The organism is Paenibacillus psychroresistens (assembly GCF_009728935.1).
Taxonomy (GTDB): Bacteria; Bacillota; Bacilli; order Paenibacillales; family NBRC-103111; genus Paenibacillus_AC; species Paenibacillus_AC psychroresistens.
In genome coordinates, this window is sequence record NZ_CP034235.1 from 5927863 (window position 1) to 5953733 (window position 25871).

Genomic DNA, 25871 nt, shown 5'->3' on the forward strand with positions numbered 1-25871 from the left:
GCACCTTACTTATTGCCTTGCCAGCTGGCTTTACGGACTTCGCTTGCTGTTTGGCCTGTTAACTGTTTGATCATCCGCGCAAAATGATAGGATGTTTTGAAGCCTATTCTATCTGCAATTTCACCGATCGATAATCCTGTGCTCCTTAACAATTCTACACCTTGATTCAAGCGATAATTCCACATATATTTAATAGGCGTCAGACCTTCATCTCTTTGGAAGATCCGAATTAAATGCTCTGGGGTAATGTTACCAATTCGTGATAACAGCGTTAAGTTGAGTTCGGAGGCATAATTGTGCTGGATATATTCTTTAACCGCTAGAACAGCTGGATGCATAATCTCAAGTGTATTGTGGTGTTTAGCCTCACTTATATACAGCATGAGTGCTGCCCGTCCTAGATCATTTAATGCTTCCACGCAGCTAATAGCTGAGCTATCCAGCAAAAGCATTAATTCCACAATTCGATTCATTCGATCTGATATCGGAATGTATGCCGGGAGCTTCACCAATATCTTCAGCATAGATTCAGGAACAGAATTAACAGAAATACCAATCCAACGATGCCAGGTATCCTGTGTTTTCCCAAAAATAAAATCCTCTTCATGTCCAGGCTTTAACAGCGTGATATGACCTGGAGGTACCTTCAGAGTAACCCCGTCAATATCCACGCTCATGCTGCCTGTATGCAGAAGCACTAGCTGTAAATCCTGTTGAATTCTTGGACCTAGCTTGCCTCCTGGAGCATAAACAACCGTACCTGCTTTTGCTGATTTAACAGACAAAAGCGGAATTGCTTCCGCTCCGTCTTTGGATGAGAGCACCATATGTCGGCTCCTCTTGTTTAATTTTTAGTGTAACGAGATTTTCTTCTTCAAATCCTCACGGTCAATCGTAGAATCATGACGAATATAATGGCAAACATAAGATCTTCTCCAGCGTTCCGAACGATTACGAGTCGAGGAGTGAATTAGCAAGCTATCAAAAATCAGAATGTCGCCTTTATTAAGAATAACCGCAATTTCTTGACTCAAATCAATATTTTCTGTTTCCTCTGTCCAAGCTTCATGTTCTGCTAAATTCTTCACTTTACCATGGGGGAGCAGTCCTAATTTATGTGTGCCTGGAATAACATAAAGGCAGCCATTCTCTTCATTGGTGTACTCCATGGCAACCCAAGCAGCAGTAAGTGTATTCGGGTTATTACGGATATAATGGTAATCCTGATGTGCTGCCTGACCTGGTGTACCGGGATCTTTGTAAAAATACATGCTTTGCACACCAACTGCCTCATCACCCAAAATTTGCGCAAGCGCACCACGAACAATCGGCAGCTTTAGTACTTGCAATGAAAAACCATCATGTAGGTGGGGATTGAATAAACGTAACGAAAACCGCTGTTTTTCCGTAATTTCTTTACTCTCCGCCCCAGCATGCGGTGCTGCCCATTGCGGAATCGGGTCATTGGAGCGAATAGTGTGAATATGTGAATTAAAAGCATCAATAAGATCGTTACTGCAGCCTTGAGGAATGACGATATACCCATTTTTCTCATAGGACTGTAATTGTTCCTCTGTCAGTGGAGTTGATCTTGTAGCTTGAGTTTGAATGCTCATTTAATTGCCTCCTTGTAAGATTCATAACTAAATTCTACAGGTTGACCTTCTAAATGGAAATGCATCAAACTAATGAATTTGTATCTAAAATTGATATGTTAATCCAAGAAGCGCATCTTGGTCTCCGCTGTAGGCATCATACATTCCGTTTTTTGTCCAAACCATTTATAACGATTTCTTGCTACCCAATCATAGATGGGATCTCTTAAAAACCTCGGGACAACAATAAAGGCAGCCAGCAAGGACCATAAGCCTGGCAGCTTGCGTGCTACTAATAAGGCAGCGGTTGATTTGGTATATATTTTGCCATTCCGAACCAAGATAAAGGTATTGATTTCCGTTGTAGAAAGATGGTACTGTTTCAGTAATTGATATCCTGCGTCAGATTGTAAAGCTGCATAATAGAAATATCGGTTTGGATCGCGCGGAATAATAAATTGAACTACACCATTGCAAAGATTACAAACTCCGTCGAATAAGATAACCCCATGCGCAGTTAAATCTTTTTCCATAACCGTTCCTCCTTCAAAATTATAGTTCGGAGTGATCAAAGATGCGTTTAATAGAGCAAACCGAGCATCGCCCCTACCCTATACCTTCAAGACCATGGATCATGGCTCAAACTTGGAACCGCCTGCTTTTTGCTCACTGGCCAGTGCCTATTTCATTGCTGCTGCCCTATATTCCAGCATCTATCGACATCGATACCTTTGAGGGTACCGCTTGGATTGGCGTTATTCCGTTTGAAATTAGCCACCTACGAGCTCGTGGACTTCCACCTATTCCTTATACAAGCTATTTTCCCGAAATTAATGTCAGAACCTATGTGATTAAAGACAATAAGCCTGGTGTGTTTTTCTTCAGTCTGGATGCAACGAATCCTCTAGCTGTAGCTGCTGCTCGCACTTTTTTCCATCTCCCTTATTATAAGGCAGATATTCAAGTAAATACGAAGCAAAACACGATTCACTATTCCAATCAACGCATCCATAAGAACGCGCCTTCTGCTAGTTTTTCTGCTCAATATTCCCCCACTTCTGCGGTATTCCACGCAGTCAAAGGCTCCTTAGATGATTGGTTAACAGCTAGATACTGTCTATATACATCCTATAAAAATCAGCTGTACCGCGGTGAAATCCATCATGCACCTTGGCCATTACAGCAAGCAGAGGCTGAGATTCATAATAATGTGATGCATCCCGTACTTTCTCCTAGCATACTACAGACCCAACCGATTCTCCATTATGTCGAGCAGATTACAGCTTTGTTCTGGCTATTAGAGAAAATATGATTTAAAGCTTGAACCGAAGTGTCGTTAGTCCATTAACAGGCATATGAATATCTTCTTCTAAATGCTTAGTAGTGTGTTTCGAGCTTTCATCCAACCTTGTTAAAGTAAAATGATCTATCTTAAAATCGCTCTTTAATTTGAATTGATCCTGATCCGTCGAATTCCACGCCCTAATGATCCAGCCATCACCATCTTCAGCCTGTTTAAGACAGCTAATTAACGGTTTACTATCAGGTGGTGAGCTTACAGTTAGTAATGAACCCGTTGCTGGCAGAATCCCTTCATGCTGCAAATCACCCTCTACCAAGAAACGAGTTCTGTAATCAGCTGCATTTTGCAAACAATCCCCTGCCCGCCAATTGCCTTCATGGGGAATAATCGCGTATTCAAAGCGTAATGCTCCCTGACACTGTCCGTCTGGATTAGGGTGATTAGCACCCGCTGCACTGCCCACGCTTCCAACTGATCTAACTAAAGTCACTAGCAGCTGCGTTCCAGCATCGCCTTGAACTGCTTCATAAGCAGGAAGCCCTCGTGTAGAAATACACAATCCATTTATGCCATTAGAAGCATCAATGAATTCCTGAAAGGGCTCATCTCTCCATTCGCCATCCTTGCTGCTAAGCTTCCGCTCTACAACGTTAAAGTGATCGTAAGCTGAAACGGTCTCTGATTGTAAACCTGTATCAAACGCGACCCGCAAACAATGATCTTTAGCTTGATTGTCCAGCTCTATTGCAACTTCAAGATGATCCATATCAGATAACAAGGTCACATAGATAGTGATAGGAGTTGTTTTTAATACTGTAGAACGCTTACCAAGCTCAATTCTTTGTGGCAGCTCCCATTCAATTCGTGCCTTGAATGTAATCTTAAATGTCTCTTGCTCGTGTACTTGCCATTTAACTGTACAATCCCTTGAATCAAATTCTTCAGGATTAGTAAATTCATGATGGTCATATAAATCACCTGTATCTTCACGATCAACAAAGTAATTAAGGCTACGGTACATGTGTTTTGAGCTTTTATTAAATAAATCGAAGGTTCCGTTATCGTTGAGTCTAATTTTGATATATTGATTCTCCATGCCATTTTCAGAGAGCTTTACGCCAGCTAGTCCTGCCATTTCAGCAACACCTGACTTGATCCAAAAGGTTTTATAGCCTACCCCAGGCACATCCGATGCTATAAAATCCACATCAAGCATAGTGAATACTTGGTCGTCCGACCGCTCTTCATTAGCATCCTTAGATAGCACAGCTGCTAGCTGTTCATTCGTCATGTAGACGCTTTCTAAATCCTTATTCTTATTCTTCAGATGTGTAATCTTTGCAGGAATTGTTTTTCCGTCAGAATCTACAAGACTATATTCCGCATGTTTAAATCTTTTTGGAACCCGAATTAATCCTCTTACTGGCCCAGAATGTGATCTTCCCAAAGGATTTACCACCGTTACTGCAATGGCATCTTTATCTGGATAAATTGTGTTGATTTTTGCTAATAAATGATGAAGTCCTTCTTTAATTAAATAAGTACCTGTATGATGAATCTGCTCGTATCTGTTCTGCATATCTTTATGTACTTGGTCTATACTGCAGCCACAGATGGAATCATGCGGATGATTAGCCAATAATAGCCTCCAAAGTTTTATTAGATGGCCTTTAGGGTATTCGCTGCCAGTTAATCCTGCGACCATAACCCAGAGAGGTTCTAAATTACGCTGCAGCAGAATTTCTGAATAATCATTTTGCTGCTTTAATGGCATATAAGACGACAAGGTTCCGACCAAATCCATTGGATTTAGCTCGGTTCCGCGCATCTCGCCACTGTAATTGGCCAAATCTTTTGCCACTAGCTCAACGGCTTTTAAATAATCCTCTGGTGTGCCATATACTAGCTCATACTCGTTTTGATGCCTATTTATATAGTTTATTAGTTCTGGTAACGATTTTCTTGCTTCCATATGATCTACGCCGACTGAAAAATAAAGGTTTGGGGTTGCAGCTAATTTCTGTTGCTTCTCTGCCTCTTTCATAAAACGCGCTAATACCTCGTCTGGATCTGAATTCAAGGAAGATGCTTGCAGAATATCGGTCCAAATATCCAAATAACTTAAGAAAATCCCATTTCCATAACCGTGGCTTGCTGCCAAAACCTTGGAACCGTCAGGTGACTCCCAACAAAATTCATAATGAGGCAGCCGACTGTTCCAATCAGGTCTCCCCCGACCAAATGATGTGTATTTGATATGGAAGCCATTAAGAATCATCGGCATAGATCCAATACTGCCAAAGGAATCGGGGATATACCCCAGCATCATCGGGCTGCCACCCAATTCCCTAATTGTGCGCATACCAAGAAGTAAATTGCGAATCGTCGATTCTCCATTTTCGAGAAATTGATCGGCTAGTACATACCACGGACCGGCAACCAGCCTATTTTCTTGCAGTAAAGCCGATATTTTTTCAAGTTTCTCTGGCCTTATTTCTAAGTAATCCTCTAACGCAATTGCCTGTCCATCAAGCAAGAAACGATAATCTGGGTTATTGTCCATAATAGTCAATAGATTATCGATTAAATGCACCAAACGGACCTGAAATTGGCCAAAAGTCATCACCCATTCGCGATCCCAGTGTGTTGTTGGCGTAATAAATACCTTCGTTTTACTCATGGTATGCACCCTTCCAGCCTCAAATTCTACCGTTATATTCTCATCTTATCAGATCAACAAATTAAATAGAAATGGATCTTTATTCAGCTCCATATAGTTGATTCCATTGGCAATCATCCGTGCAATTAATGGCTCATAATCTTCTTTAAACTTCAACTCAATTCCAACAAGTGCAGGTCCATTATCCTTATTATGCTTTTTCGTATACTCAAATCGAGTTATATCATCATTGGGTCCTAACACATTATCGAGGAACTCTCTTAAAGCTCCTGCCCGTTGCGGGAAATTCAATGTAAAATAATGCTTCAAGCCTTCGTAAATCAATGAGCGTTCCTTGATTTCTTGCATGCGATCGATATCATTATTGCCTCCGCTTATAATACAAACAACATTTTTGCCGATAATTTGCTCCTTGTACTGATCTAATGCGGCAATTGCCAATGCCCCAGCTGGCTCAACAACAATCGCATTGCGGTTATACAATTCGAGGATTGTCGTGCAAGCCTTACCTTCTGGAACGAGCAGGATATCATCCAGTACTTCACGACAGATTTGATAAGTTAACTGGCCTACTCTTTTCACTGCTGCGCCATCAACGAAGGTTTCAATTTGATCCAAGGTTACTACCTGCTGTTGGCTAAAAGCCTCCTTCATCGATGCGGCCCCAAGCGGCTCAACTCCAATCATTCTAACAGCTGGATGAATAATTTTGGCATAGGCTCCTACACCCGCAATTAATCCACCTCCACCTATGGTTGCAAAGATAAAGTCAGGATCAGCTTCCAATTGCTCCATAATTTCCATGCCAACTGTACCATTACCAGCAATAATGCGGAGATCATCAAATGGATGTACAAACTGCATGCCATCTCTCACGCAAGTCAGCATGGCAGCTGCATAAGCGTCGTCAAACGTATCCCCCTGCAAAATGACCTCTACAAAAGTTCCGCCGAACATTTTCACTTGGCTTATTTTTTGTCGAGGAGTGGTCGTTGGCATATAAATTTTGCCTTGAATTTGTAAAGCATTGCAAGCAAAAGCTACACCTTGCGCATGATTGCCAGCACTTGCACAAACGACGCCTTGCTGTCTTTCTGATTCGGATAATCCCTGAATCAAATGGTAGGCTCCTCTGATTTTGAAAGAACGCACAACCTGTAAATCCTCCCGTTTCAGAAACACATTACACTGGAATTGGGCGGACAGAATCATGTCTTTTTGCAGCGGAGTACGATTAATCACGCCTTGTAAGCTCGCTTGTGCTTCTTCAAAATCTGCTAGTTGGAATTGAGGACTAAATCCATGGGTATTCATACTTCTACCTTCTTTCATATCTGATTAAAAACAAAAAAATCCCGCCCCTGAAGGGACGAGATGAACTCGCGATACCACCCATACTAGCCATTGACAACGTACAAACATACGTGATCCGGGTAACGGTGGATGTCCGATAAAGCTTACTTGTTTCAGCTTTACTTCTCAGAGATGATTTTCGGGAATGGCTTGAACATCGGCTTTCAGCAATCACCGACTCTCTGCGGAACAAGGACACAGCCTACTCTTTCTCTTCAATGAATTTGTCTTAGTCTAACTCCTTTTCCGATGCCTGTCAATGGTACATTAAACTAAAGTAAAGTATACTAGAATGGATTGAATTTACTAGAGGATTGGAGCTGATTCAGATGACAATTTCTTTACAGGATTTCAAGGCAAACGGTCCTTTACAGAAAAGAGCTATAACTAATTTTGCTCGCTTAGAAACAGAACAATACCAGCCACCTCAGATATTCCGCGAAGAATCTTACAGCTGGCCTGGTGATTGGGAAGGAAGAACCATTCTTGGCTTGGTTTTACTCGCTCAATCAACAAAGCAAGAACCAACTTACCTTAAAGAAATCATGCGTCAGCTGCCTGAGCATCTCAATGCGAAAGGGGATTATGGACCTATTCATCCCCAAGGAACCGTTGATGAGCAGCAGCTTTCTGGCAACAGCTGGCTTTTACGAGCTATGGTCGAGCATTACCTCTGGCAAAAAGATGAATTATCCTTAAAAATCATTCAAGATATTATACAGCATTTGCTTTTACTAGCTGCAGGCTATTATACCAAATATCCCGTTTTTCCTGAGCAGCGCGTTCTCGATGGTGCAGCTGTTGGTGAATTGCTTGGAAAGGTTGGAGACTGGTATTTATCCAGCGATATTGGCTGCGCTTTCATCATGCTTGATGGCGCTACACACGCTTATCAAGTTGCGCCTAGTCCTGAGCTAAACGCAGTTATTGCTGAAATGATCGCGAAGTTTAATACGATTGATATTCTTCAGCTCTCTTTTCAAACTCACGCAACACTTTCGGCTCTACGCGGTCTTATGCGCCATTACGAAACAACCGGAGATCCCGCCCTTCTTGCAAAAGTCGAAGCTACTTTTCTTATTTACACTAATGCCGGAATGACCGAGAACTATGCCAATTACAATTGGTTTGGCCGGCCGGATTGGACTGAGCCTTGCGCAATTGTGGATTCGTATATGGTTGCAGTTGGGTTATGGAAGCATACAGCAAAAATTGCATATTTGGATATCGCTCATCACATTCTATTCAATGGACTTGGGTATGGACAACGGCCTAACGGCGGCTTCGGCTGTGATGTATGCGCAGGTGCACACAATCTTATGCTTTCACCCAAGAGCGAAGAATTATTCGAAGCTTTCTGGTGCTGTACCATGCGTGGTGCAGAGGGACTTTCGCAGGCCCTCGAATATAGTTATCATGCAGCCGGCAATCAGATATCCATTCCGTTCTATGAAGATAGCTTAGCACAATTCCAATCAGAGCATGGAGCCATTAGTCTTAAGCAGACAACAGCATATCCCATTGAAGGGGTCGTTCAAATAGAAGTTGTGGAGAGTTCACTTACCCAACCTATTACCATTCGGCTTTATATTCCTAGCTGGACCAAACCAGCATCAGTCAGCTTACAAATAGACGGTATTAACGTACACGGGCAGTTAGAAGACGGATTTATTTCAATCACGGGTCCATTTGCACAAGGTTCCATTATCAAGCTAACTTTTAACATACAGCTGCGGAGAGAAAAATCCATTGGCCATCATTCCCTGGAAGGGATTCATTCATATAGACATGGCGTGTTACTGCTTGGTATTGATAGCCCTGAGTCTGTGGTTTCTTTTGAAGAAAATCCAGCTATCGAGCCGCTTGGAAACGGAATCTATCGATTAGCTGGATCCGAGATTTTACTAACTCCAATAAATGACATGATCGATAAGCCGTTTGAAGCTGCAGTTGCCAATCGCAAGCAGGTGCTTTTTAGATAAGCCATGTGTCTTTTTCGAGGTTTATAAAATTAGCAGTAAAAAAAACAACCTTCCTGTTAATCTGGAGGTTGTTTGTCTATATCATTATATTAATCAATGAGGGTAAGCTGCATCAAAGTGAATTCCACAAGGTCCGCCGTCAGGATTATTTACTAATTCAAGCTCGCTTCCATCTGCGCGATACAAAGGATTGTAATGCTCGCCGATATGGGTAGCAGATTCATTAGCATAATGACATATAAACGCTCTGCGGAATTGATCCTTGGTTTTGTTGCGGTAAGAGCCATGAATGATATTCCCATTGAAAAAAAGCACATCCCCCTTGTCCATGATAACAGGAACGGCTTTCTTATTTTCCGGAGGCTTAACAAAGTGGCTTGTAAACGACTCGTTAGCATCCGCTGTTTCTGGACAAACAATTTCATAATCATTTGTCTTGGGAACGACTAGAAGTCCACCATTTTCTTCATTTGCCGCATCTACTGCAGTCCATGCCGCGATACAATTCCCAGGCTCCACCTTGAGATAGAAATTATCCTGATGCAGCGCTTGACCACGTGAGCCTGGAGGCTTGTAATAAAACATACTCTGAGCTGCCAAAGCCTCTTCACCATACAAATCAGCTAGTACATCTAGAACTGGCTGGTGCAGCATATATTTTTTGGCTGTAGCATTAAAACGATGTGGATGCATAACACGTGGAAAACGTTTAAGCGGATCTAGAATTTCTCCATTCAAATCTGGATCAAAATAACCAGGTACCACTGTGTGACTGATGTCTTCAAACGTTTTTTCGATAGTGGATAGATCCTGAGGAGAGAAAAGACCTTTAATAATAATATAACCATCTGCAGCAAATTGTTGTTTCTGTTCATCCGTTAGTGATTTTAGTGTAACTGCCATGCTACGCAACCCCTTTGCAATTATAAATAGAATGAGCTTTCTTCTACATTTATCATAATTTTTTTCGAGCCGTCGGTACAGTATGCATTCTGTCAAAAAGTATTGGTATTCTGCTACCCTTCTAAATTTCACAGGATATATGACAAAAGGAACCTAATCTTTTATACTTATATAGACACTCATTCCTGCTGTTCAGCTCAAAAGGGGGAAACAATGAAAGCCTTTGAGGGAAAGTCCATTAACCACTATCAGCAACCTGTCGGGATTATTGCAGGCCATTTTATTGAGACAGATAATTACATTACCCGAAGACCTGAAGGTATGAAAGATTGGCTTATCCTATTCACCTTGGACGGCGAAGGCTATTTTCAAACACCTAGTGGTGAAAAGTTTTGTGAAGCCGGGGATATCACGCTATTAAAAGCTGATGTGCCCCATCAATATGGCACTTGTCCGAAGAAAAACTGGCACTTTGTTTGGGCTCACTTTCCCTATCTTTCGGAGACTGCTTTTCTTCCGGATGAAGAAGTTTTCATTACACGCATTAATAGTGAGCATATTCGCAAACGGATTTATCGTGCTTTTAAAAGAGTCTTACGTGATTCAAGAGAACGAACCGGCTTATGGCATGAGTTATGTGAAAACTCGATTCGCGAAATTCTGCTGCTCTTGGCCGAACGGTTAAATCGAAAAATCGATCCGCGTATTGAACAGGTCTTGCACATCTTATCACAGAAAATGAAAGACTCGATCCGAATTGATGATTTGGCAAAAACAATATGTCTTTCGCCATCCCGTTTATCTCATTTATTCAAGGCGGAAACGGGTGAATCCATTCTAGAAACCTTGAATCGCATGAGACTTCGGCAAGCTGCTTTACTACTGGAGCATACAGATCGTACAGCAATGGAAGCAGCGCTAGATGTCGGCTTCCACAACTATAATCATTTTGCCGAGCTGTTCCGTAAGCAATACGGCAAAAGCCCTCGTTTCTATAAAAAACTACCGCAGGATACCTAATTCAGCAATATTCAGACACACTGCTACAAAACGAAAAGAGTCTCTAAAGTCTTCCAAATCACATCTTCATCCTGATCAAGCTGGAAATGGGGCAGCATAACTTCTTGCCAATTTTCCGGAGTATGATTTGTTTTAAGCTTCCCTTCCGGTTTACTTAAGCTGAAGGATTCAGGCAGCTCAGAGTAGGAAAACAGCATATTCTCATAAGCGCCAATTGTATAGGTTTTATTAAAGCTTTCCGGGTTTTCTTCTTGTAATTGATAATGATAGAACACATAGCTGCAATATTGCTCTGGCTTAAGATAGACCATAGATCCGCTGCGCTGCTCGACCGTACGATCCCCGCGCCATTCATTGAGTTCTTCCGGAACTCCATCATGAAATACATCAAGCAAGGGAATCGAGTTGCGCAGCACCGCTTGACCTGGCCATTGCTCCAACCGTTCACTGTAAGGCGTTTCCCACGAAAAACTAAATGCTTTTTTGGAGGCTTCCAGATAAATAAACAAGAATGCTCCTTGGTTAAATAAAGAAAAAGAAACGATACCTTGCTGCTCTAGCCAACCTCGAAATTCAGCACTATTTTCTGCAAGATGCTTTTTAAAGTCCGTTATAGATTGAGACTTAATCTGTGAAAGATACATACTTCTATAGATCAACATTAACTTAACCTCCTATGATTTTAGTAAAACCACAAAAAATAAACAGCTGCTGCAATATGAAGTAAAATTATAGCCGGGATCCCATATTGGAAGCTTGGGTGCTGCGTTTTATGCCGATAGACCTTCATAGCGACAAACGTGCCTATAGAGCCGCCAATGATTGCATACCAGAATAATTGTCGCTCAGGTATTCTTCGCTTTTTTTGCTTCGCCTTTAATTTGTCATACCCCATAATATAGAAGGCCAAAACATTGATTCCAATTAAAAAATAAACTAAGTAAATAGACACGTTTTCCCCACTCCTCTAGATACAAACAATTACTTGGCGCAAAAAGCTTCCTTTACTTACTATACAGCGATCTTGAATCATAAAACCAGCATTTATTATTAATTCATCCATAGCTTCAATCGTAACAATAACTACTCTTCGAGCAAAGCCACGTGCACTTTGCAGCATTTCCAGCTGCTCCTCGGGTGAGCTAACGGAGCAGAGGTTATATGGCAGATCAAGAATTGCAGCATCGAAGCTTCCTTGAATAGAACGCATATCTCCAATAGTAACATTGCTCTCTAATCCAAAATGCGCCAAGTTAGCCCTCGCTCCAATTACGGCAAGCGGGTTGAGATCATATCCGACCATATCAATCCCCATAGACCGTGCTTCTATTAATACGGTACCAATACCGCAGCACGGATCGATTGCCTTAATGCCCTCTGTTTGCGGTATAGCAATATTCACTACTGCTCTGGCAAGGCGCGTATTTAAGGCTGTCGAGTAGTTTTGCGGTTTATTCTTATGCGCTAGCCATATCGCTTTATTCGATACACACTCACCGAATAACCAACGATTATCCAGACATATGACCGCAAAAGTCCGCTCTGGCGTTCGCATATCTGCTTTACCTTGAATCTGCCAGCCAATCTCTCTTTCAACACTACGCTTCTCTTCAAAATCCAATTTCACTGAAGCATCCCATTCAGCTTCCGTATAAACGACTTTAAAGGTCGCTTCATTTAATTCCACAGCGGTTACCTGCTCCGCAAGCTCAGCCGAGCTTGTACCGGAAAATAAAAGCGAAACCCGTTGTTTAATAAACGGGCTTCGGCTTGGATCCATATAAAGTGAGCTTTCAATATACCCATTGGCAGGTTCGATTCCAAATATTACACGCAGCTCAAGCTGACATAAATCTTTTTCATCCTCGTGGCAAGCATAGGTGTACACATATCCTAGCTTCATACTACCGTTCCTACATTAGGAGCTACACTATTTCCTTGTGCCACTGGTGCTGTTTCACCTTTTTGCAGCTGATACATCTTGTAATATCTGCCTTGCAGAGCCATTAACGTATCGTGGTCCCCACGTTCAACAATTTCTCCGCGGTGAAGCACGAGAATTTGATCGGCATCTCTAATCGTCGATAAGCGATGGGCAATAATAAAGGTCGTTCTGCCTTCACTAACAACCTTCAATGCTTTTTGAATCAAGCCCTCTGTTTCGCTATCAATACTGGCAGTCGCTTCATCCAAGATAAGGATTGACGGATCAAAAGCCAACGCTCTGGCAAAAGAAATCAACTGCCGTTGTCCAGCAGATAACGTACTTCCCCGTTCAACAACCGGCTCATCATAGCCTTTAGGCAATTGCTCAACAAATCCATCTGCTCCAACTTCTTTAAGCGCACTTTTCACACGCTCTAGATCAATCTGTTCATTATAGAGGCTAACATTAAATTTAATATCACCAGCAAATAAAAACGGATCCTGCAAGACAATTCCCATATGCTTGCGTAAAGCTTGCTTAGAAAAAGAAGTAATATCTCGACCATCAATCGAAACAACACCATCACTCGGCTCATAAAAACCAAGCAATAAATTCATTATTGAGCTCTTGCCAGAACCCGTATGGCCAACTAAAGCGATGGTTTCGCCTTTTTTAGCCTCGAATGAAATGTTCTTCAGGACGTTTTCTCCTTCTTTGTAAGCAAAGGTAACTTGATCGAACTTCACATAACCCTCAGGTCTATTGATATGATCAGCTCCAGAAATTTCTGTACCCTCTATATCGAGAATGAAGAAAACCTTTTCTGCGGAAACTATCGCACGTTGTGCATTCGTAAGTTGATCAAAAACACCAATAATCGGTTGGAATATCCGGCCTAAATAATCAATAAATGCATAAAATACCCCAAAGGAAATGGCTGTATTCAAGGATTGATTTCCAAAATAATAAATAACCAAAGCCGTGACCAAGCTGCCAATAGTGCCTACAATATTACGTGACGAGAGCGAGAAAACGCGGAATTGTTTAACTTGATTGACATACCGATCTTCATTCAACACTTCAAACTCTTCCAGCTGGACCTTCTCACGACGAAACGCCTGTAGAATCGGCATAACAGCGATCGTTTCGCTGATCATCGCATTCATATCACTTAGTCTAGCACGCATGATGGTGATGAAGATTTTTGAATATTTAAGATGGACTTTCATAATTAAGGCAAACAACGGCGGCAGCAATAAGCAATAAAGTGCTAATTTTGTATTCAGAATAAATAAGGCTACATATATGCCTGTCAATTGAACAGCGCTAACTACAAATGTTGCCATAAAGCTCATAAACAGATCACGAATTGCCTCGGTATCATTGGCGATTCTCGATACAACTTGACCAATTGGAGTGTTGTCAAAATATCGCAACGGCACCCGTTGAATATGCTTCATTAAATCCATCCGCATATTCTTAATAATCCGCAATGCCGTAGCCTGTAAGGTGTAAGACTGCACAAAGTTGCATACGCTCGCAATCAACAACAAAGCAATATATAAACCAATTAGCTGAAAGACAGCTGTTAAATTATCATCCGGTACGGTCAAATGCTTATCGATAATGGTCTTGACGATAAACGGACCGCCAAGCTCCGCGCCTACAGCGCAGCAGAGAACAAGTAGAGCTCCAATAATTCTAAATTTATAAACAAGTGCATAATTCACTAAACGTTTAAAGACGGGTCTCTTAGGTTCCATTCGTTGGCTACCTCCTATTCCTGTAAGCTTGCTTCGAGCTGCTGATGCTCCCATTGTTCTTTATACCAGCCGCCTAATAACATCAGCTGTTCATGTGTGCCTTCTTCCACTATTCGTCCATCATCCAGTACAAGAATCCAGTTCGCATGTCCGACTGCTGAGAGACGATGTGTCGTGATTAATGTAGTTTTCCCAGTGCGGGTTTGGCGTATGTGATGGAGAATACGGCTCTCTGTCCTTGCGTCAACAGCAGATAAAGAATCATCTAGAATTAATACCTCTGAATCAATAAGCAAGGCGCGTGCAATAGCAACACGCTGTTTCTGTCCCCCCGATAACATAACACCATTCTCACCAATCACTGTATCCAAGCCTTGTGCCATTTGCGCAATATCTTGAGTGAATGATGCCATTTCAATGGCATTGTCAATCTCGGCAGCTGTAGCCTTGGGTCTTCCTAAGGCAATATTCTCTCGTATCGTTTTCGATAACAATAAATGCTCCTGTGGCACATAAGCAATCCATTGCTTCATTTGATCCAATGCAATTTGCTCCACGGGTACATCAGAGATGAATAATCTCCCTTGTTCGATCGGATATTGTCTTAGTAATTGCTTAAGCAATGTGCTTTTTCCACTGCCTGTACGACCTACAATACCCAATGTTTGCCCTTGCTCCAACCGAAAGGATACTTCATTCAAGCTTGGATGGACTGTATTCGGATAGCTGAAAGAAAGCTGCTTCATCTCGATACTTGTTGGTTTTTCTAGAGCAATAGGGTGCTCCGCTTCCTTAATATCTGGCTGATGTGCGAAAGCTTGATCCAAGCGGTCAGCCGAAGCACTCCCCCGCTGTAAAACGTTAATAAATTCTCCAAATGATATCATCGGCCAAATCAACATAGCCAAATAAATATTAAAGGAAATCAGCTGGCCCAAAGTAATCTGCTCATCAAAGACCAAATAGGAGCCATATCCGATTCCAATTGAAAAGCTGATGCCGACAATCAAAGAAATCAGTGGCTGGAATAAAGCATTGAGAATTGAAACACGTTGATTCTTAACCATTACATCCCCAGTAACTTTATCAAAAGCAGCAATATCCTTTTCTTCCTGCACATAGGAACGAATAACACGCATCCCTGAAATTGACTCTAATGCATGGTCGTTCATAACCCCAAACGAAGCTTGTGCCGCAATAAATCGGTTTCGTACTTTTTGGCCTAGCTTATTAATGACCACAACCAAAAACGGCATTGGAATCAAAGCTGCAAGCATAAGCTTATAGCTTATCAAGGAGATCATCGTAATAATAACTACCGATGCCCCTACTAAAGTATTAACAAGTGTCATTACTCCGTAACCCGCGGTTTGTCCAATGGCTAAGACATCATTTGTTGCAAGAGCCATTAATTGTCCCGTACTGTTTCGCTGGAAAAAGCCAGGTGTCATTTTAGTTAAATGCGCTAATAGACGTCCTCTTAACAGCTTCTCGACCAGTCCTGAATTTCCAAACAAGGTAGTGATCCAAACATAGGCAGTCACATATAGCAGAATAGCAAGCCCTATGAGAATCAGTACCGTATTTTTAAGATTATCAGAAGTTAAATCATGTAAACGAATGTGATCGATCGTATTTCCGATCATCTTAGGTGGAATAGTAGCAAGCAAGCTAACCATCGCCATCAAAACAATAGCTAATGTATATTGGCTCCAGCGCAGTTTAAAAAACCATTTTAAGCGTATTACAAAAGACACAATCCCACCACTCTCCATACAAGATCATTTCATTATAGACTCTTTAAAGGCAAAAAAAAAACTCTTTTTTAGAAAAGGGACTGTACCCTTTAGTAGCTAAGGGCAAATAAACATAGATTTGACCAACTGATTCATAAAATATGCGCTTTCATCTGCACTTTGCTATACTTAAACTATCATTTTACATTTTTCTACTAAAGGCGGTTATTTCATGGAAACAGTCGAAATCAAAAAGCTAGCTGAACGCGTAAAGCAAAACATAAGCTTAGTCATTGTTGGTAAAGATCAAATCATCGATTACTTGTTAATTGCTTTAATCACTTCCAGTCACGTTCTATTAGAAGATGTACCTGGAACTGGTAAAACCCTGCTAGCCAAAGCCATGGCAAAGTCATTGAATGCTAGCTTTAAACGAGTTCAGTTCACACCTGATTTATTGCCGTCTGATTTAACTGGAATTAACTTCTTTAATCAAAAGCAATCTGAATTTGAGTTTCGTCCTGGCCCCGTTTTCTGCAATATTCTCTTAGCAGATGAAATCAACCGAGCTACACCAAGGTCGCAATCCAGTTTATTGGAATGTATGGAGGAACGACAGGTAAGTATCGACGGCGAAACTCGCAAGCTAGATAATCCGTTTATTGTTATAGCTACTCAGAACCCGATTGAAAATCAAGGAACTTTTCCACTTCCTGAAGCTCAGCTAGATCGTTTTCTTTTGAAGGTAAGAATGGGTTATCCGACGACAGCAGAAAGTGTCGAAATCATGAAACGCTTTAAACAATCCAATCCACTTGATTTAATTGAAAGCGTTGTCGGCGTCCAAGAATTAATTGCTGCCCAACAAGCATACTCACTAGTAAAGGTAGATTCATCGATATATGACTATATTGTAGCTATTGTTGAGAAAACCAGAACTCATGCGGATATTTCGTTCGGCGTTAGTCCTCGTGGAGCGCAAGCCTTACTCAAAGCCGTTCAGGTTTACGCTATTTTACAGGGGCGGGATTATGTGATTCCAGATGATGTTAAGGCGATGGTTAAGCCTGTTTTTGGACATCGGATGATACCAAGAAGCCTTAATCGGATGAAAGAAGATACGGTGCTTAACATCATTGACCTTATACTAAATCAAGTCCCCGTACCTACTGAAGAGCAATTAGTGAAAGGGTAGAAGCGGATGAATATCTATTGGTTTCTGTTCATTGCTTTTCTGATCTTAGCTGTGCAAGGCTGGATTTATCGCAGATGGAGCTTGAGTCAGCTCCAATATTCACGTAAATTCAGCACGCCGACCTGTTACCGCGGAGATGAAATTCTCATTCTTGAAACAATTTCAAACCGAAAGCTCTTGCCGTTGCCTTGGTTACTTCTGCAATCCCAGTTTCATACGGCACTGCAATTTCAGCATCAAAGCAATCTTGATATCAGTAAAGGCCAATTTTATCAGAATCATAAGAGTATATTTAGTCTTATGCCTTATACACAGATTGTCCGCAAGCACCGCATTATTTGCTCTAAACGAGGGTCCTATAGGCTTAATACGGTTTCATTGACCTGCGGAGATGCATTTGGTATCAGTAAAACCTATAAAACACTGCCCTTGGATGGACAGCTGCTTGTTTTTCCAAAGCCTATCCCCATGGATGAGGTGCCATTACCGTCTCGAAGCTGGCAAGGTGAAGTTATTGTGCGGCGTTGGATCCTAGATGACCCCTTTACGGTGGCGGGAGCAAGAGAATATCGATACGGCGACACATTAAACGGCATCAACTGGAAAGCAACGGCACGTAATGGAATGCTGCAGGTTCATAATCGCGAGCGTACTGCAGATCATCGAGTAGTTATTATGGTCAATTTCGACTTGAATGAGAGCGTGCAAACCCAAATTTCAGATCCAGATACGATCGAAAAGGCTTTAAGCTACGCCATTACAATAGCCGATTGGGTTATAAGTCAAGGCATGGAGATTGGTTTTGCTTGTAACGGTTATAGCGAAGATGCACCTAAGGAGCCTGTTTTTGTCGAGCCACGAGGCGGGCATGAAGCATTAAATGAGCTTAATTATGTTATGGCGAAGCTTGTGATTGCTCAAAGTCTTGGATTCGAGCAATTTATGGCTAACATCATTCGCAATCAAATTGTCGATACCGACATCGTGCTGATATCTGCATATATCAGCAATGAAATTCAGCTGCATATCGAGCATCTACAAGCGACTGGAAACATTGTGACTATCGTTGAGCTCCAACCAGATGCGTTAAAATCGGAGGTGGCTAATTAAATGCGAGGGTACGCTGCTGCTTTTTTTACGATGTGGTTGAAAGCTGCTATCGAGATTTTGCTTTTCTTTCCAATTCTATTTCTTGTACACAACTGGATTATTTCTACCGAGACTTTTATCTGGATTGCCTTATTGCTTGTTTTCTATAGCTTGGGTTACTTAGCGAGCGCATGGCTTTACTTAAACAAATGGTATAGCTTACTTGGGGTTGGATTAAGCTGCTCTTGCCTTATTGTTTATGGAGGCTTGGGTTTAACGCTTAGCGGAATATTTACTGGGCTTCTAGGTTTTTATTTATTTTTTCGTGGGACCTTTATCGCAACAAGAGCGTGGAATAATGTTTTCCCCACTCCGATCTATTGGCTGGGGCTTGGGAGCTATTTTCTAGTATCGGTTTATTATCGACTTCAACCTGAAACACGAGTCCATTTGCCGCTTCTGTTTTGGCTTGGGTTAATCAGTGTCGCGATTACGCTGCTAGTAATCAGTCAAGAGCGAATCATTCAAGAAAGTCTGCCAGAGAAAAACGGCCGGCATTTAGTGAACAAGAAGCAGCTTTGGCATGGACGCATTATCTCGATTGCTGTTCTTTGTATTATCACAATTGTTGCCACCGTGAAACAGCTTGCCGAAGGCTTAACCTATCTCAATCACATTTTCTGGCAAGGTGTATTGTATATCGCAAGAAAAATTAGTCAGCTGTTTAGTTCTCCACCGCAAGAACCACAGCCTGAGCAAACGCCGCCGCCCGCTCAATTACCGCCTGCAGAGTCTGCAGAACCATCCGCTTTTTGGATGTGGGTTGAGAAGATTCTTTATATTGTAGTCATTGCCGTGGTTTGTGTAGTTGCCCTTTATCTCATTTATATCCTAGGTAAGCGATTAATTCGTTTGGGCAGGCTTCTGTATAATTGGCTTAACCGCAGGCTGAATCAAGACGGGATAGAGCAAGAAACTGGATACGAGGATGAATCGACAAGTTTAACCTCATGGGGAGACTTAATTAAAAGCTACGGCTCGAAAGCTTCTAATTGGCTTGAACGAATGCGAAAACGTGAAGTGAAATGGTCTGATCTAACCACAAATGCCGAAAAAGCACGATATCTGTATCGCCTGTTTGTGATGAAGAGCTTGAGTAAGAGTACTAAAATAGACTCCCATTTAACTGCTCAAGAAATGATCTTGACGATTCAACAACGAATGCCTGAATTATCAGATTCCAGTGAACAGCTTGCTTCTCTTTACAATCAGGCGCGTTACAGCGATCATCCCATTCAAGACGAGGATATTACGAAGCTAAAAAATTCTTTAAAGTCTAATTAATTGGTGATTTCAGGTAGAATGGTATTAGCTTTAGCCAGTTCTAGTCCTTGTTGTGCTAATTTCTCACAAAGTTCAAAATGGTCAATTGCCATTTGCTGAAGCTTTGCAACGAATTCTTTAGCATTATCTACATTTGCAAGCCAGACAGCGGCATAATAACGCTCATGTGTAACTCCATGTACTTCAACTTGTTCAATGGCTGTTTTCTTCACTCGCTTGTCTTTTGGTAAAATGTAGTAATCCTTCGTTGCATTGCAGATAAAATCGCGGTAAAACACTTCCGATTTCCCTTCTCCAACTACGATGGATAAACGATGAATTTTCAAACTTAACGCTTCCTTTCTCTTACATTGTTAACGGACAGCCTGTCTATCTGGGCTGCCCGCTAATCGTATATCCACACATTCTATCACATACTAGGGTCTAATAACTAAAAGTTTGTGTGCATCAGGTTAACTTCATGATCATTCTGCCTTTTTCGGTGTTGCAAATGTATAGATCTTGTTCCACAGAACGCCACCATTCGTGGTTGTGTATAATACAGAAGGATTAATGGTATCGGTCGTTATTAACCAGCCATTCTGTTCATCCGCAATAGCGAGAAGCTCCGCATCAAAACCCTCAAATGTTTGTTTACCATTCACCCAAGTTTTCCCGCCGTCATGTGTCCAGCCAACTGAATTGGGTTTATCACATGCCATACATTGTCCGCCCATATAGGCTGTCTTAGGATCTACCACATACAACGGTCCTGGACTGTTCCCTTGGTTATTAGGTCCATCTGTATAATCACTTGGAAACCCTGGTGCAGGTCCACCGCCTGCTGTTGAGTTAGCAATTACGGTTTGCCAGTGACTGCCTCCATCTATTGTATGGATAACAGAATAAGAGGTTTGAGTCATTCCGGAGTCACCGATTAACTCCACCCATGCATCATTCACGCCTGCTGAGCGGATGATAGCATTAAGGTCAGTTTCTGATTTCTTTGATAGGACGGTTTTCCATGTTGAACCTCCATCTACTGTACGTTGAACCTGAAACCCAGCTTTTGTTTGTGTAACAGCCCAACCATGATCTTTATCATGGAAATAAGCGTCACCTACGATTGATGCTGGAATCTTTAGCTTCGTCCAGGTCTTTCCGCCATCGATAGTCTTTTCACTCGCAACAAAGCCTTCGGTTAAGCTAACGAAATGCAGGAATCCAAGATTCGGTACTTGACTCAATTTCGTCCATTTCAAACCTCCATCACTTGTGACTAACAAACTCGTATCCTCTTCAATCGTTGCCCATGCATGCTGGTCATCCAGAGCAAATATCTGATGTATCGTTCCTTCACCAGCGTATTGAATTTTCCACTCTTTTCCCCCATTAGCTGTCTTTGCGATCCAACCACTCCCGCCAACCCATCCAGAAAGCGGGCTCGCTATGCGGACTGCTGTAACTTTGTCCATTGGGATATCCTGCGGAACTTCTGCTGCTGGGACGAGTGATGCTGTTGGAACTGCAGACGGTATCGGCGTCACGGATGTAGTCGTTGCAATTGCTTGCACCGGTGATGCTGAGATGTTCGTATCTGGTGTTCCAGAGTTTTCAGCTTTGGTAGAACTACAGCCTGCCAAGAAAGTCAAGGCAAGAATTATCATTAACGGAATTTTCAAATTTTTAAATAGGCTCATAGTGTCAGACTCCTTAGTTGTAGTTTTTGGCATAATTATGGTCATTTAATAGTTATTACCCTTCAACCTCCTTTTTAAAACAACCCTAGTTAGCATAAATAATCCCCAGGATCATAAAGATCCCAGGGATAGTTTTTTTATCCATATGCTACTCGTTTTGAATGGGATCTGGCACCATACCGCTATCTTTAACCTGCGTATTGGTTTGCATATGCTTCATCTCACGACCAAGCTTGGCCATTTCAGTTTCATTCTGTGCCATGCTATTGATTGTTTGCGGTGCTGCGACAGTTATTGCTTGTCCTGTAGCTGTGACTGGTGCTTGAGTTAGGGAGCGAAACAAGGTAGTTAATGTACTTCGAACCTGCTTGCCTGCTTTTGGTGCATATAATAACGCAGAAACTGTTGCAACCGCGCCACCAATCAAGATACCTTGCCAAAACCCACTGTTGTTTTTTGCTTCAATTGACATCGTGATTCCACCATCCTTATAGTTCGATTACAGGTATATAAACCGAATAGAAGGAATTGAAACACTTTATTGTTAAATAGCCGCCATCACATTACCGCCACATACGGGCACAAATGCTCCTGTAATAAAATTCGCAAGATCAGAAGCCAGAAAAGCAACCGTATTAGCTATATCCTGATCTTCCCCTCTTCGCTTTAAGGGTACATTTTTTTCATAATCAGATGAAGGTTCAGGATCATCTCCACGATACTTTTCACTAATCATCCAGCCTGGGGCCACTTGATTAACCGTAATTTGATTTTCACCAATTTCTTTAGCTAGGATACGATATAAGCCATCCATCCCACGTTTTCCTGTAACATAAGCCGATTGATTAGGGAAATTCTGAAGCGAGCATTCCGTGTTAATACCAATAATTCGGCCATACTGGTTCTCTATCATCTGTGGTACGAAAGCTTTGGTTAACAAAACACTTTGCATCACACAGGAATTAAATTGATCGAGATAATCCTCGGGAGCCTGCTCCAAAATTGATGTCCAGGTATATTGGCTCACTGCATTAGCGACAATTATATCCAAACGGTCAAACTGCTTAAATATCTGTTGCTTCATTTCCATCACCGACGCCAAATTTGTAATATCAGCTTGGACAATCACTGCTTTTCTACCCAAGGCTTGAATTTCAGCTTGAATCTCCAATGCCTTCGCTTCATTATTTAAATAATGAATGACTACATCCGCCCCACAGCTCGCCAATGTCTTCGCCATCACTCTGCCTAATTGTCCTGTTGCTCCCGTTACCAAGGCTGTTCTACCTGTTAAATCAATATTCATTCTGCTCCATCTCCTATCGGGTTATTCTACCTATGCATTTTACTCCTCTATTAACTTTTCTTCAATCGAAGTCACAAAAAAACCACTCCCTTAGTTAAGCAAAATTTATCTGCTTAATCTTATAGAAGTGGTTTGCATCCTAGCTTAAAGCTAATCGGATCATATTCCAAGAAAGCTTTGGCAAGCTTGCGCTTAATCGGCCATCCTGCAGAGCAGCATCGCCACCAGCGTGTGGAACCACGTTCTGTGGATTCGCCATTGTATTACTGGCTTTGTGATCTGTATTCTCGAGAATACTATGCTCCACTACCCGATAATTGGCGAATTGCCGTAAATCTACCGCAAGCTCCAAAGTATCCTCTAAATCACGGTTCACTGCAAAGATAGTCACTTGATTCTGCGCCTCATTGTATACAATAGCGGATTCTAACATCGGTACATCGGTAAATTCCTTGCTATCATACTTAGGACTTTGAATCAGCGGCTTTAAGGAAACTCCTCGTCCATAAACAGACGCATGCATATAAGGGAAAAAGATCGTTTGGCGCCAAGAACCTCCACCATTAACCGTCATAATAGGAGCAATTACGTTAACCAATTGAGCCAGACATGCCATTTTCACACGATCTGCACGCTTAAGCATGGATATAATCATGCAGCCCACTAATAACGCATCTTCCAATGTATAGATATCCTCGAGCTGTGGAGGGGCAATGGTCCAACGTTCGATTTTCTTATCCGATTCATTCGAATGAAACCATACATTCCATTCGTCAAAAGAGAGCATCATATTCTTCTTGCTGCGTTTTTTAGCTTTAATATAATCACATGTAGCAATAATCGAATGAATAAAGTCATCCATATCCAAGGATTTAGCTAGAAAATTAGCTGTATCATTATCGCCGTTTCCATAGTAAGTGTGTAATGAAAGATAATCGACATGATCGTAAGTATGATCAAGCACGGTCGCTTCCCACTGGGCAAATGTAGCCATAGCGCGGTTAGAGCTGCCACAGGCAACCAGTTCAATAGTTGGATCGACCCATTTCATAACCTTTGCTGTCTCAAGAGCAGTACGACCATATTCATCTGCAGTCTTGTGGCCAATTTGCCAAGGGCCGTCCATTTCATTGCCCAAGCACCAGGTTTTGAAATTATGCGGCTGCTCATAACCATGTGATCTGCGTAAATCACTCCAATAGGTTCCCTTCGGGTGATTGCAATATTCGACTAAATTGCGTGCTTCATCAGGTCCTCTTGTTCCCAGATTTACCGCCATCATCACTTCTGTGCCAACCTTTTTGGCCCAATCGGCGAATTCATTCGTGCCAATTTCATTAGTCTCTATTGTACCCCATGCAAGCTCTAGACGTTTTTTACGTTCTGTAACAGGACCTACCCCGTCCTCCCAATTATAGCCCGAGACAAAATTTCCTCCTGGATAACGCACAATAGGCACAGCCAATTCCTGAATTAATGCCACAACATCTTTACGAAAGCCTTGCTCGTCCGCGTCTGGATGCCCTAGCTCATAAATCCCACCATAAACAGCGCGCCCCAAATGTTCAATAAATGATCCATACAGCCTAGGATCTACTTCACCAATTGCAAATTCCTTGTCGATAATCATGCTCGCCTTTTTACGCATCATGTAAACTCCCTTTAAATTAATATATTTATTAACCAGTTACCATAATTATTAATCTTATAGTACAATATAAATAGAAATCGAGCAATATAAACTTGTTTATCTACTTTATGTGATTTATATTTATATTAATTCAACACAGGGAGATTAGTTCATATGAAAATAGAAGCATCCGAAAAGTGGCTTTCGATCTACGAAGCCTTAGCGAGTGAAGTAAGGTTGAAAATCATTCAATTGCTAGCCGATAAACAAATGAATATCAAAGAATTAGCGACAGCTTTAAGTCTAAGCAGTGCAATTCTATCCATGCACATTAAAAAGCTAGAGAAATCTGGGATCATTGAAACACAAATGAATCGTATAAACGGGGGCACTCAAAAGCTCTGCAAGCTAGTCATGGAGAGTCTTGAGATCACTTTCCCAACTGCTGCTGTCCAGACGCAACGCAAATCTCATGAAGTCACATTACCAGTTGGGCATTACACGGACTTCGAGGTACAGCCTACCTGCGGGCTAGCTACTGTCGAGCATCTGATTGGCTTTTTTGATGATCCACGGTATTTTCTCGATCCAGATCGAGTTAATGCTAAGGTACTATGGTTTGGCGAAGGGTATGTCGAATATAAGATACCTAATCATCTATTAAATAGCGAAAGCCCGACTGAACTGGAAATCTACTTAGAGCTGGGGTCAGAAGCTGAAGGCTCTAACGAAAACTGGCCGTCTGACATCACTTTCACCTTGAATGAGCATGCTTTGGGGTATTGGACTAGTCCAGGGGATTATGGGAGCAAACGCGGGAAATATACCCCCATCTGGTGGAGGCTTGGCCTTAATCAATTCGGACTCTTAAAAATAATTCGGATCAATGAATCAGGTACTTATATCGATGGAAAGAAGCTGTCCAACCAAACGATTCATGACTATAACATCCAGAACAAACAGTGGAACTTTCGTTTGAGTGTGCTTCCGGATGCAGTTAACAAAGGTGGGTTGACCTTATATGGAAAAGGCTTCGGCAATTACGATCAGGACATGCTATTTCGGCTTTATTATGAGTAGCTATTTTTGTTAAATAGACAGGACGAAATTAAGATTCCCATAAACATCCCGGAAATAGGTGCTACCACGAGTATCCCAATGTAATTATTACTTGAAGTTAAGGTTAGCTTGAGCAAGACCGTAATAATCATCACTGAAAAAGCTATTGCCCAATAGCGAATCTTTTGTTTAATCGAAGCCGATCTTATTCTTATTCCGCTTGGTTGCACCTTTTTAAGCATGTAAATCATGACAATGAACTCAACTGCAAGTCCAATAATGGAAAACAAATATTGTAGAATTAATT

The 25871-nt window shown here is 41.7% G+C and carries 24 protein-coding genes and 1 other annotated feature; of the genes, 7 read left to right on the top strand and 17 right to left on the bottom strand.

The annotated features are described in order from the left end of the window. Positions 1-5 precede the first annotated feature (5 nt). The 3 genes from EHS13_RS27045 to EHS13_RS27055 form a co-directional block, all read right to left on the bottom strand. Positions 6-827: a helix-turn-helix transcriptional regulator gene (locus EHS13_RS27045; RefSeq protein WP_155703364.1), complete on the bottom strand. Its 822-nt coding sequence runs from the start codon at positions 825-827 to the stop codon at positions 6-8. Between the two features lie 24 nt (positions 828-851). Then, complete coding sequence (locus EHS13_RS27050) at positions 852-1616, bottom strand: phytanoyl-CoA dioxygenase family protein (protein WP_155703365.1); 765 nt, start codon at positions 1614-1616, stop codon at positions 852-854. Between the two features lie 98 nt (positions 1617-1714). After that, positions 1715-2128, bottom strand: coding sequence for a thiol-disulfide oxidoreductase DCC family protein (locus tag EHS13_RS27055; RefSeq protein ID WP_155703366.1), 414 nt, complete (start codon positions 2126-2128; stop codon positions 1715-1717). Positions 2129-2169: 41 nt separating this feature from the next. Here EHS13_RS27055 and EHS13_RS27060 point away from each other — a divergent pair, with 41 nt between their 5' ends. Then, positions 2170-2907, top strand: a complete 738-nt coding sequence (locus EHS13_RS27060) for a YqjF family protein (RefSeq protein ID WP_155703367.1) — start codon at positions 2170-2172, stop codon at positions 2905-2907. A 1-nt stretch (position 2908) separates the two neighbouring features. On the opposite strand, the gene EHS13_RS27065 is transcribed toward EHS13_RS27060, so the two are convergent. Both EHS13_RS27065 and ilvA read right to left on the bottom strand, forming a co-directional pair. Further along, positions 2909-5578: an alpha-mannosidase gene (locus EHS13_RS27065; RefSeq protein ID WP_155703368.1), complete on the bottom strand. Its 2670-nt coding sequence runs from the start codon at positions 5576-5578 to the stop codon at positions 2909-2911. A gap of 48 nt (positions 5579-5626) precedes the next feature. Continuing rightward, the gene (gene ilvA, locus EHS13_RS27070; RefSeq protein ID WP_155703369.1) at positions 5627-6892 is read right to left on the bottom strand and encodes a threonine ammonia-lyase IlvA; all 1266 of its coding nucleotides are present in this window, start codon (positions 6890-6892) and stop codon (positions 5627-5629) included. Between the two features lie 48 nt (positions 6893-6940). After that, positions 6941-7159 (bottom strand) — a binding site (T-box leader). Between the two features lie 101 nt (positions 7160-7260). Between ilvA and EHS13_RS27075 the strand changes: the two genes are divergently transcribed. Continuing rightward, positions 7261-8913 carry a beta-L-arabinofuranosidase domain-containing protein gene (locus EHS13_RS27075; RefSeq protein WP_155703370.1) on the top strand — a complete coding sequence of 551 codons (1653 nt, stop codon included), beginning with the start codon at positions 7261-7263 and terminating at the stop codon, positions 8911-8913. A 93-nt stretch (positions 8914-9006) separates the two neighbouring features. On the opposite strand, the gene EHS13_RS27080 is transcribed toward EHS13_RS27075, so the two are convergent. Further along, the gene (locus EHS13_RS27080) at positions 9007-9816 is read right to left on the bottom strand and encodes a phytanoyl-CoA dioxygenase family protein (RefSeq protein WP_155703371.1); all 810 of its coding nucleotides are present in this window, start codon (positions 9814-9816) and stop codon (positions 9007-9009) included. Positions 9817-10029: 213 nt separating this feature from the next. Between EHS13_RS27080 and EHS13_RS27085 the strand changes: the two genes are divergently transcribed. Continuing rightward, the gene (locus tag EHS13_RS27085) at positions 10030-10836 is read left to right on the top strand and encodes a helix-turn-helix domain-containing protein (RefSeq protein ID WP_155703372.1); all 807 of its coding nucleotides are present in this window, start codon (positions 10030-10032) and stop codon (positions 10834-10836) included. Between the two features lie 23 nt (positions 10837-10859). Here the strand turns inward: EHS13_RS27085 and EHS13_RS27090 are convergent, their stop codons facing one another. Genes EHS13_RS27090 through EHS13_RS27110 form a run of 5 tightly spaced genes read right to left on the bottom strand, consistent with a single transcriptional unit; the run spans position 10860 to position 16283 of the window. After that, complete coding sequence (locus tag EHS13_RS27090; RefSeq protein ID WP_155703373.1) at positions 10860-11498, bottom strand: hypothetical protein; 639 nt, start codon at positions 11496-11498, stop codon at positions 10860-10862. 20 nt (positions 11499-11518) lie between these two features. Beyond that, positions 11519-11788: a DUF1294 domain-containing protein gene (locus EHS13_RS27095; RefSeq protein ID WP_155703374.1), complete on the bottom strand. Its 270-nt coding sequence runs from the start codon at positions 11786-11788 to the stop codon at positions 11519-11521. 15 nt (positions 11789-11803) lie between these two features. Beyond that, the gene (locus EHS13_RS27100; RefSeq protein ID WP_155703375.1) at positions 11804-12739 is read right to left on the bottom strand and encodes a TRM11 family SAM-dependent methyltransferase; all 936 of its coding nucleotides are present in this window, start codon (positions 12737-12739) and stop codon (positions 11804-11806) included. Further along, entirely contained in the window at positions 12736-14526 is a 1791-nt protein-coding gene (locus tag EHS13_RS27105) for an ABC transporter ATP-binding protein (protein ID WP_155703376.1), read from the bottom strand. Before EHS13_RS27105 ends, EHS13_RS27100 begins: the two co-directional genes overlap by 4 nt. Positions 14527-14540: 14 nt before the next feature. Continuing rightward, on the bottom strand, positions 14541-16283 hold the full coding sequence (locus tag EHS13_RS27110; protein WP_155703377.1) for an ABC transporter ATP-binding protein: 1743 nt from the start codon (positions 16281-16283) through the stop codon (positions 14541-14543). Between the two features lie 211 nt (positions 16284-16494). Between EHS13_RS27110 and EHS13_RS27115 the strand changes: the two genes are divergently transcribed. The 3 genes from EHS13_RS27115 to EHS13_RS27125 are packed head-to-tail and all read left to right on the top strand — an operon-like array spanning position 16495 to position 19890. Continuing rightward, complete coding sequence (locus EHS13_RS27115; protein WP_155703378.1) at positions 16495-17457, top strand: AAA family ATPase; 963 nt, start codon at positions 16495-16497, stop codon at positions 17455-17457. Positions 17458-17463: 6 nt separating this feature from the next. Then, positions 17464-18567, top strand: a complete 1104-nt coding sequence (locus EHS13_RS27120; protein ID WP_155703379.1) for a DUF58 domain-containing protein — start codon at positions 17464-17466, stop codon at positions 18565-18567. After that, the gene (locus EHS13_RS27125; RefSeq protein WP_155703380.1) at positions 18568-19890 is read left to right on the top strand and encodes a DUF4129 domain-containing protein; all 1323 of its coding nucleotides are present in this window, start codon (positions 18568-18570) and stop codon (positions 19888-19890) included. It begins immediately after the preceding gene. On the opposite strand, the gene EHS13_RS27130 is transcribed toward EHS13_RS27125, so the two are convergent. From EHS13_RS27130 to arfA, 5 genes are all read right to left on the bottom strand, one after another. Continuing rightward, a complete protein-coding gene (locus EHS13_RS27130) occupies positions 19887-20216 on the bottom strand; it encodes a hypothetical protein (RefSeq protein ID WP_155703381.1) in 330 nt (109 codons plus the stop codon). The genes EHS13_RS27125 and EHS13_RS27130 overlap by 4 nt on opposite strands. Positions 20217-20354: 138 nt before the next feature. Continuing rightward, positions 20355-21569, bottom strand: coding sequence for a YCF48-related protein (locus tag EHS13_RS27135; protein WP_162463270.1), 1215 nt, complete (start codon positions 21567-21569; stop codon positions 20355-20357). Positions 21570-21717: 148 nt separating this feature from the next. Next, positions 21718-22041 (bottom strand): YtxH domain-containing protein, encoded by a 324-nt coding sequence (locus EHS13_RS27140; protein ID WP_155703383.1) that lies wholly within the window; start codon positions 22039-22041, stop codon positions 21718-21720. A 72-nt stretch (positions 22042-22113) separates the two neighbouring features. After that, a complete protein-coding gene (locus EHS13_RS27145) occupies positions 22114-22875 on the bottom strand; it encodes an SDR family NAD(P)-dependent oxidoreductase (RefSeq protein ID WP_155703384.1) in 762 nt (253 codons plus the stop codon). A gap of 139 nt (positions 22876-23014) precedes the next feature. Then, complete coding sequence (arfA, locus tag EHS13_RS27150; protein WP_155703385.1) at positions 23015-24526, bottom strand: arabinosylfuranosidase ArfA; 1512 nt, start codon at positions 24524-24526, stop codon at positions 23015-23017. Positions 24527-24679: 153 nt separating this feature from the next. Here arfA and EHS13_RS27155 point away from each other — a divergent pair, with 153 nt between their 5' ends. Continuing rightward, a complete protein-coding gene (locus tag EHS13_RS27155) occupies positions 24680-25585 on the top strand; it encodes an ArsR/SmtB family transcription factor (protein WP_155703386.1) in 906 nt (301 codons plus the stop codon). Here EHS13_RS27155 and EHS13_RS37635 read toward each other — a convergent pair. Then, entirely contained in the window at positions 25576-25854 is a 279-nt protein-coding gene (locus tag EHS13_RS37635) for a DUF4184 family protein (protein ID WP_162463271.1), read from the bottom strand. The genes EHS13_RS27155 and EHS13_RS37635 overlap by 10 nt on opposite strands. Positions 25855-25871 lie beyond the last annotated feature (17 nt).

Coding starts and splice junctions, on each gene's coding strand:
- EHS13_RS27135 (WP_162463270.1), bottom strand. CDS start 21,569: ATGAGCCTATTTAAAAATTTGAAAATTCCGTTAATGATAATTCTTGCC.
- EHS13_RS27075 (WP_155703370.1), top strand. CDS start 7,261: ATGACAATTTCTTTACAGGATTTCAAGGCAAACGGTCCTTTACAGAAA.
- ilvA (WP_155703369.1), bottom strand. CDS start 6,892: ATGAATACCCATGGATTTAGTCCTCAATTCCAACTAGCAGATTTTGAA.
- EHS13_RS27090 (WP_155703373.1), bottom strand. CDS start 11,498: ATGTTGATCTATAGAAGTATGTATCTTTCACAGATTAAGTCTCAATCT.
- arfA (WP_155703385.1), bottom strand. CDS start 24,526: ATGATGCGTAAAAAGGCGAGCATGATTATCGACAAGGAATTTGCAATT.
- EHS13_RS27080 (WP_155703371.1), bottom strand. CDS start 9,816: ATGGCAGTTACACTAAAATCACTAACGGATGAACAGAAACAACAATTT.
- EHS13_RS27155 (WP_155703386.1), top strand. CDS start 24,680: ATGAAAATAGAAGCATCCGAAAAGTGGCTTTCGATCTACGAAGCCTTA.
- EHS13_RS27120 (WP_155703379.1), top strand. CDS start 17,464: ATGAATATCTATTGGTTTCTGTTCATTGCTTTTCTGATCTTAGCTGTG.
- EHS13_RS27065 (WP_155703368.1), bottom strand. CDS start 5,578: ATGAGTAAAACGAAGGTATTTATTACGCCAACAACACACTGGGATCGC.
- EHS13_RS27100 (WP_155703375.1), bottom strand. CDS start 12,739: ATGAAGCTAGGATATGTGTACACCTATGCTTGCCACGAGGATGAAAAA.
- EHS13_RS27045 (WP_155703364.1), bottom strand. CDS start 827: ATGGTGCTCTCATCCAAAGACGGAGCGGAAGCAATTCCGCTTTTGTCT.
- EHS13_RS27060 (WP_155703367.1), top strand. CDS start 2,170: ATGCGTTTAATAGAGCAAACCGAGCATCGCCCCTACCCTATACCTTCA.
- EHS13_RS27085 (WP_155703372.1), top strand. CDS start 10,030: ATGAAAGCCTTTGAGGGAAAGTCCATTAACCACTATCAGCAACCTGTC.
- EHS13_RS27125 (WP_155703380.1), top strand. CDS start 18,568: ATGCGAGGGTACGCTGCTGCTTTTTTTACGATGTGGTTGAAAGCTGCT.
- EHS13_RS27050 (WP_155703365.1), bottom strand. CDS start 1,616: ATGAGCATTCAAACTCAAGCTACAAGATCAACTCCACTGACAGAGGAA.
- EHS13_RS27140 (WP_155703383.1), bottom strand. CDS start 22,041: ATGTCAATTGAAGCAAAAAACAACAGTGGGTTTTGGCAAGGTATCTTG.
- EHS13_RS27055 (WP_155703366.1), bottom strand. CDS start 2,128: ATGGAAAAAGATTTAACTGCGCATGGGGTTATCTTATTCGACGGAGTT.
- EHS13_RS27115 (WP_155703378.1), top strand. CDS start 16,495: ATGGAAACAGTCGAAATCAAAAAGCTAGCTGAACGCGTAAAGCAAAAC.
- EHS13_RS27145 (WP_155703384.1), bottom strand. CDS start 22,875: ATGAATATTGATTTAACAGGTAGAACAGCCTTGGTAACGGGAGCAACA.
- EHS13_RS27105 (WP_155703376.1), bottom strand. CDS start 14,526: ATGGAACCTAAGAGACCCGTCTTTAAACGTTTAGTGAATTATGCACTT.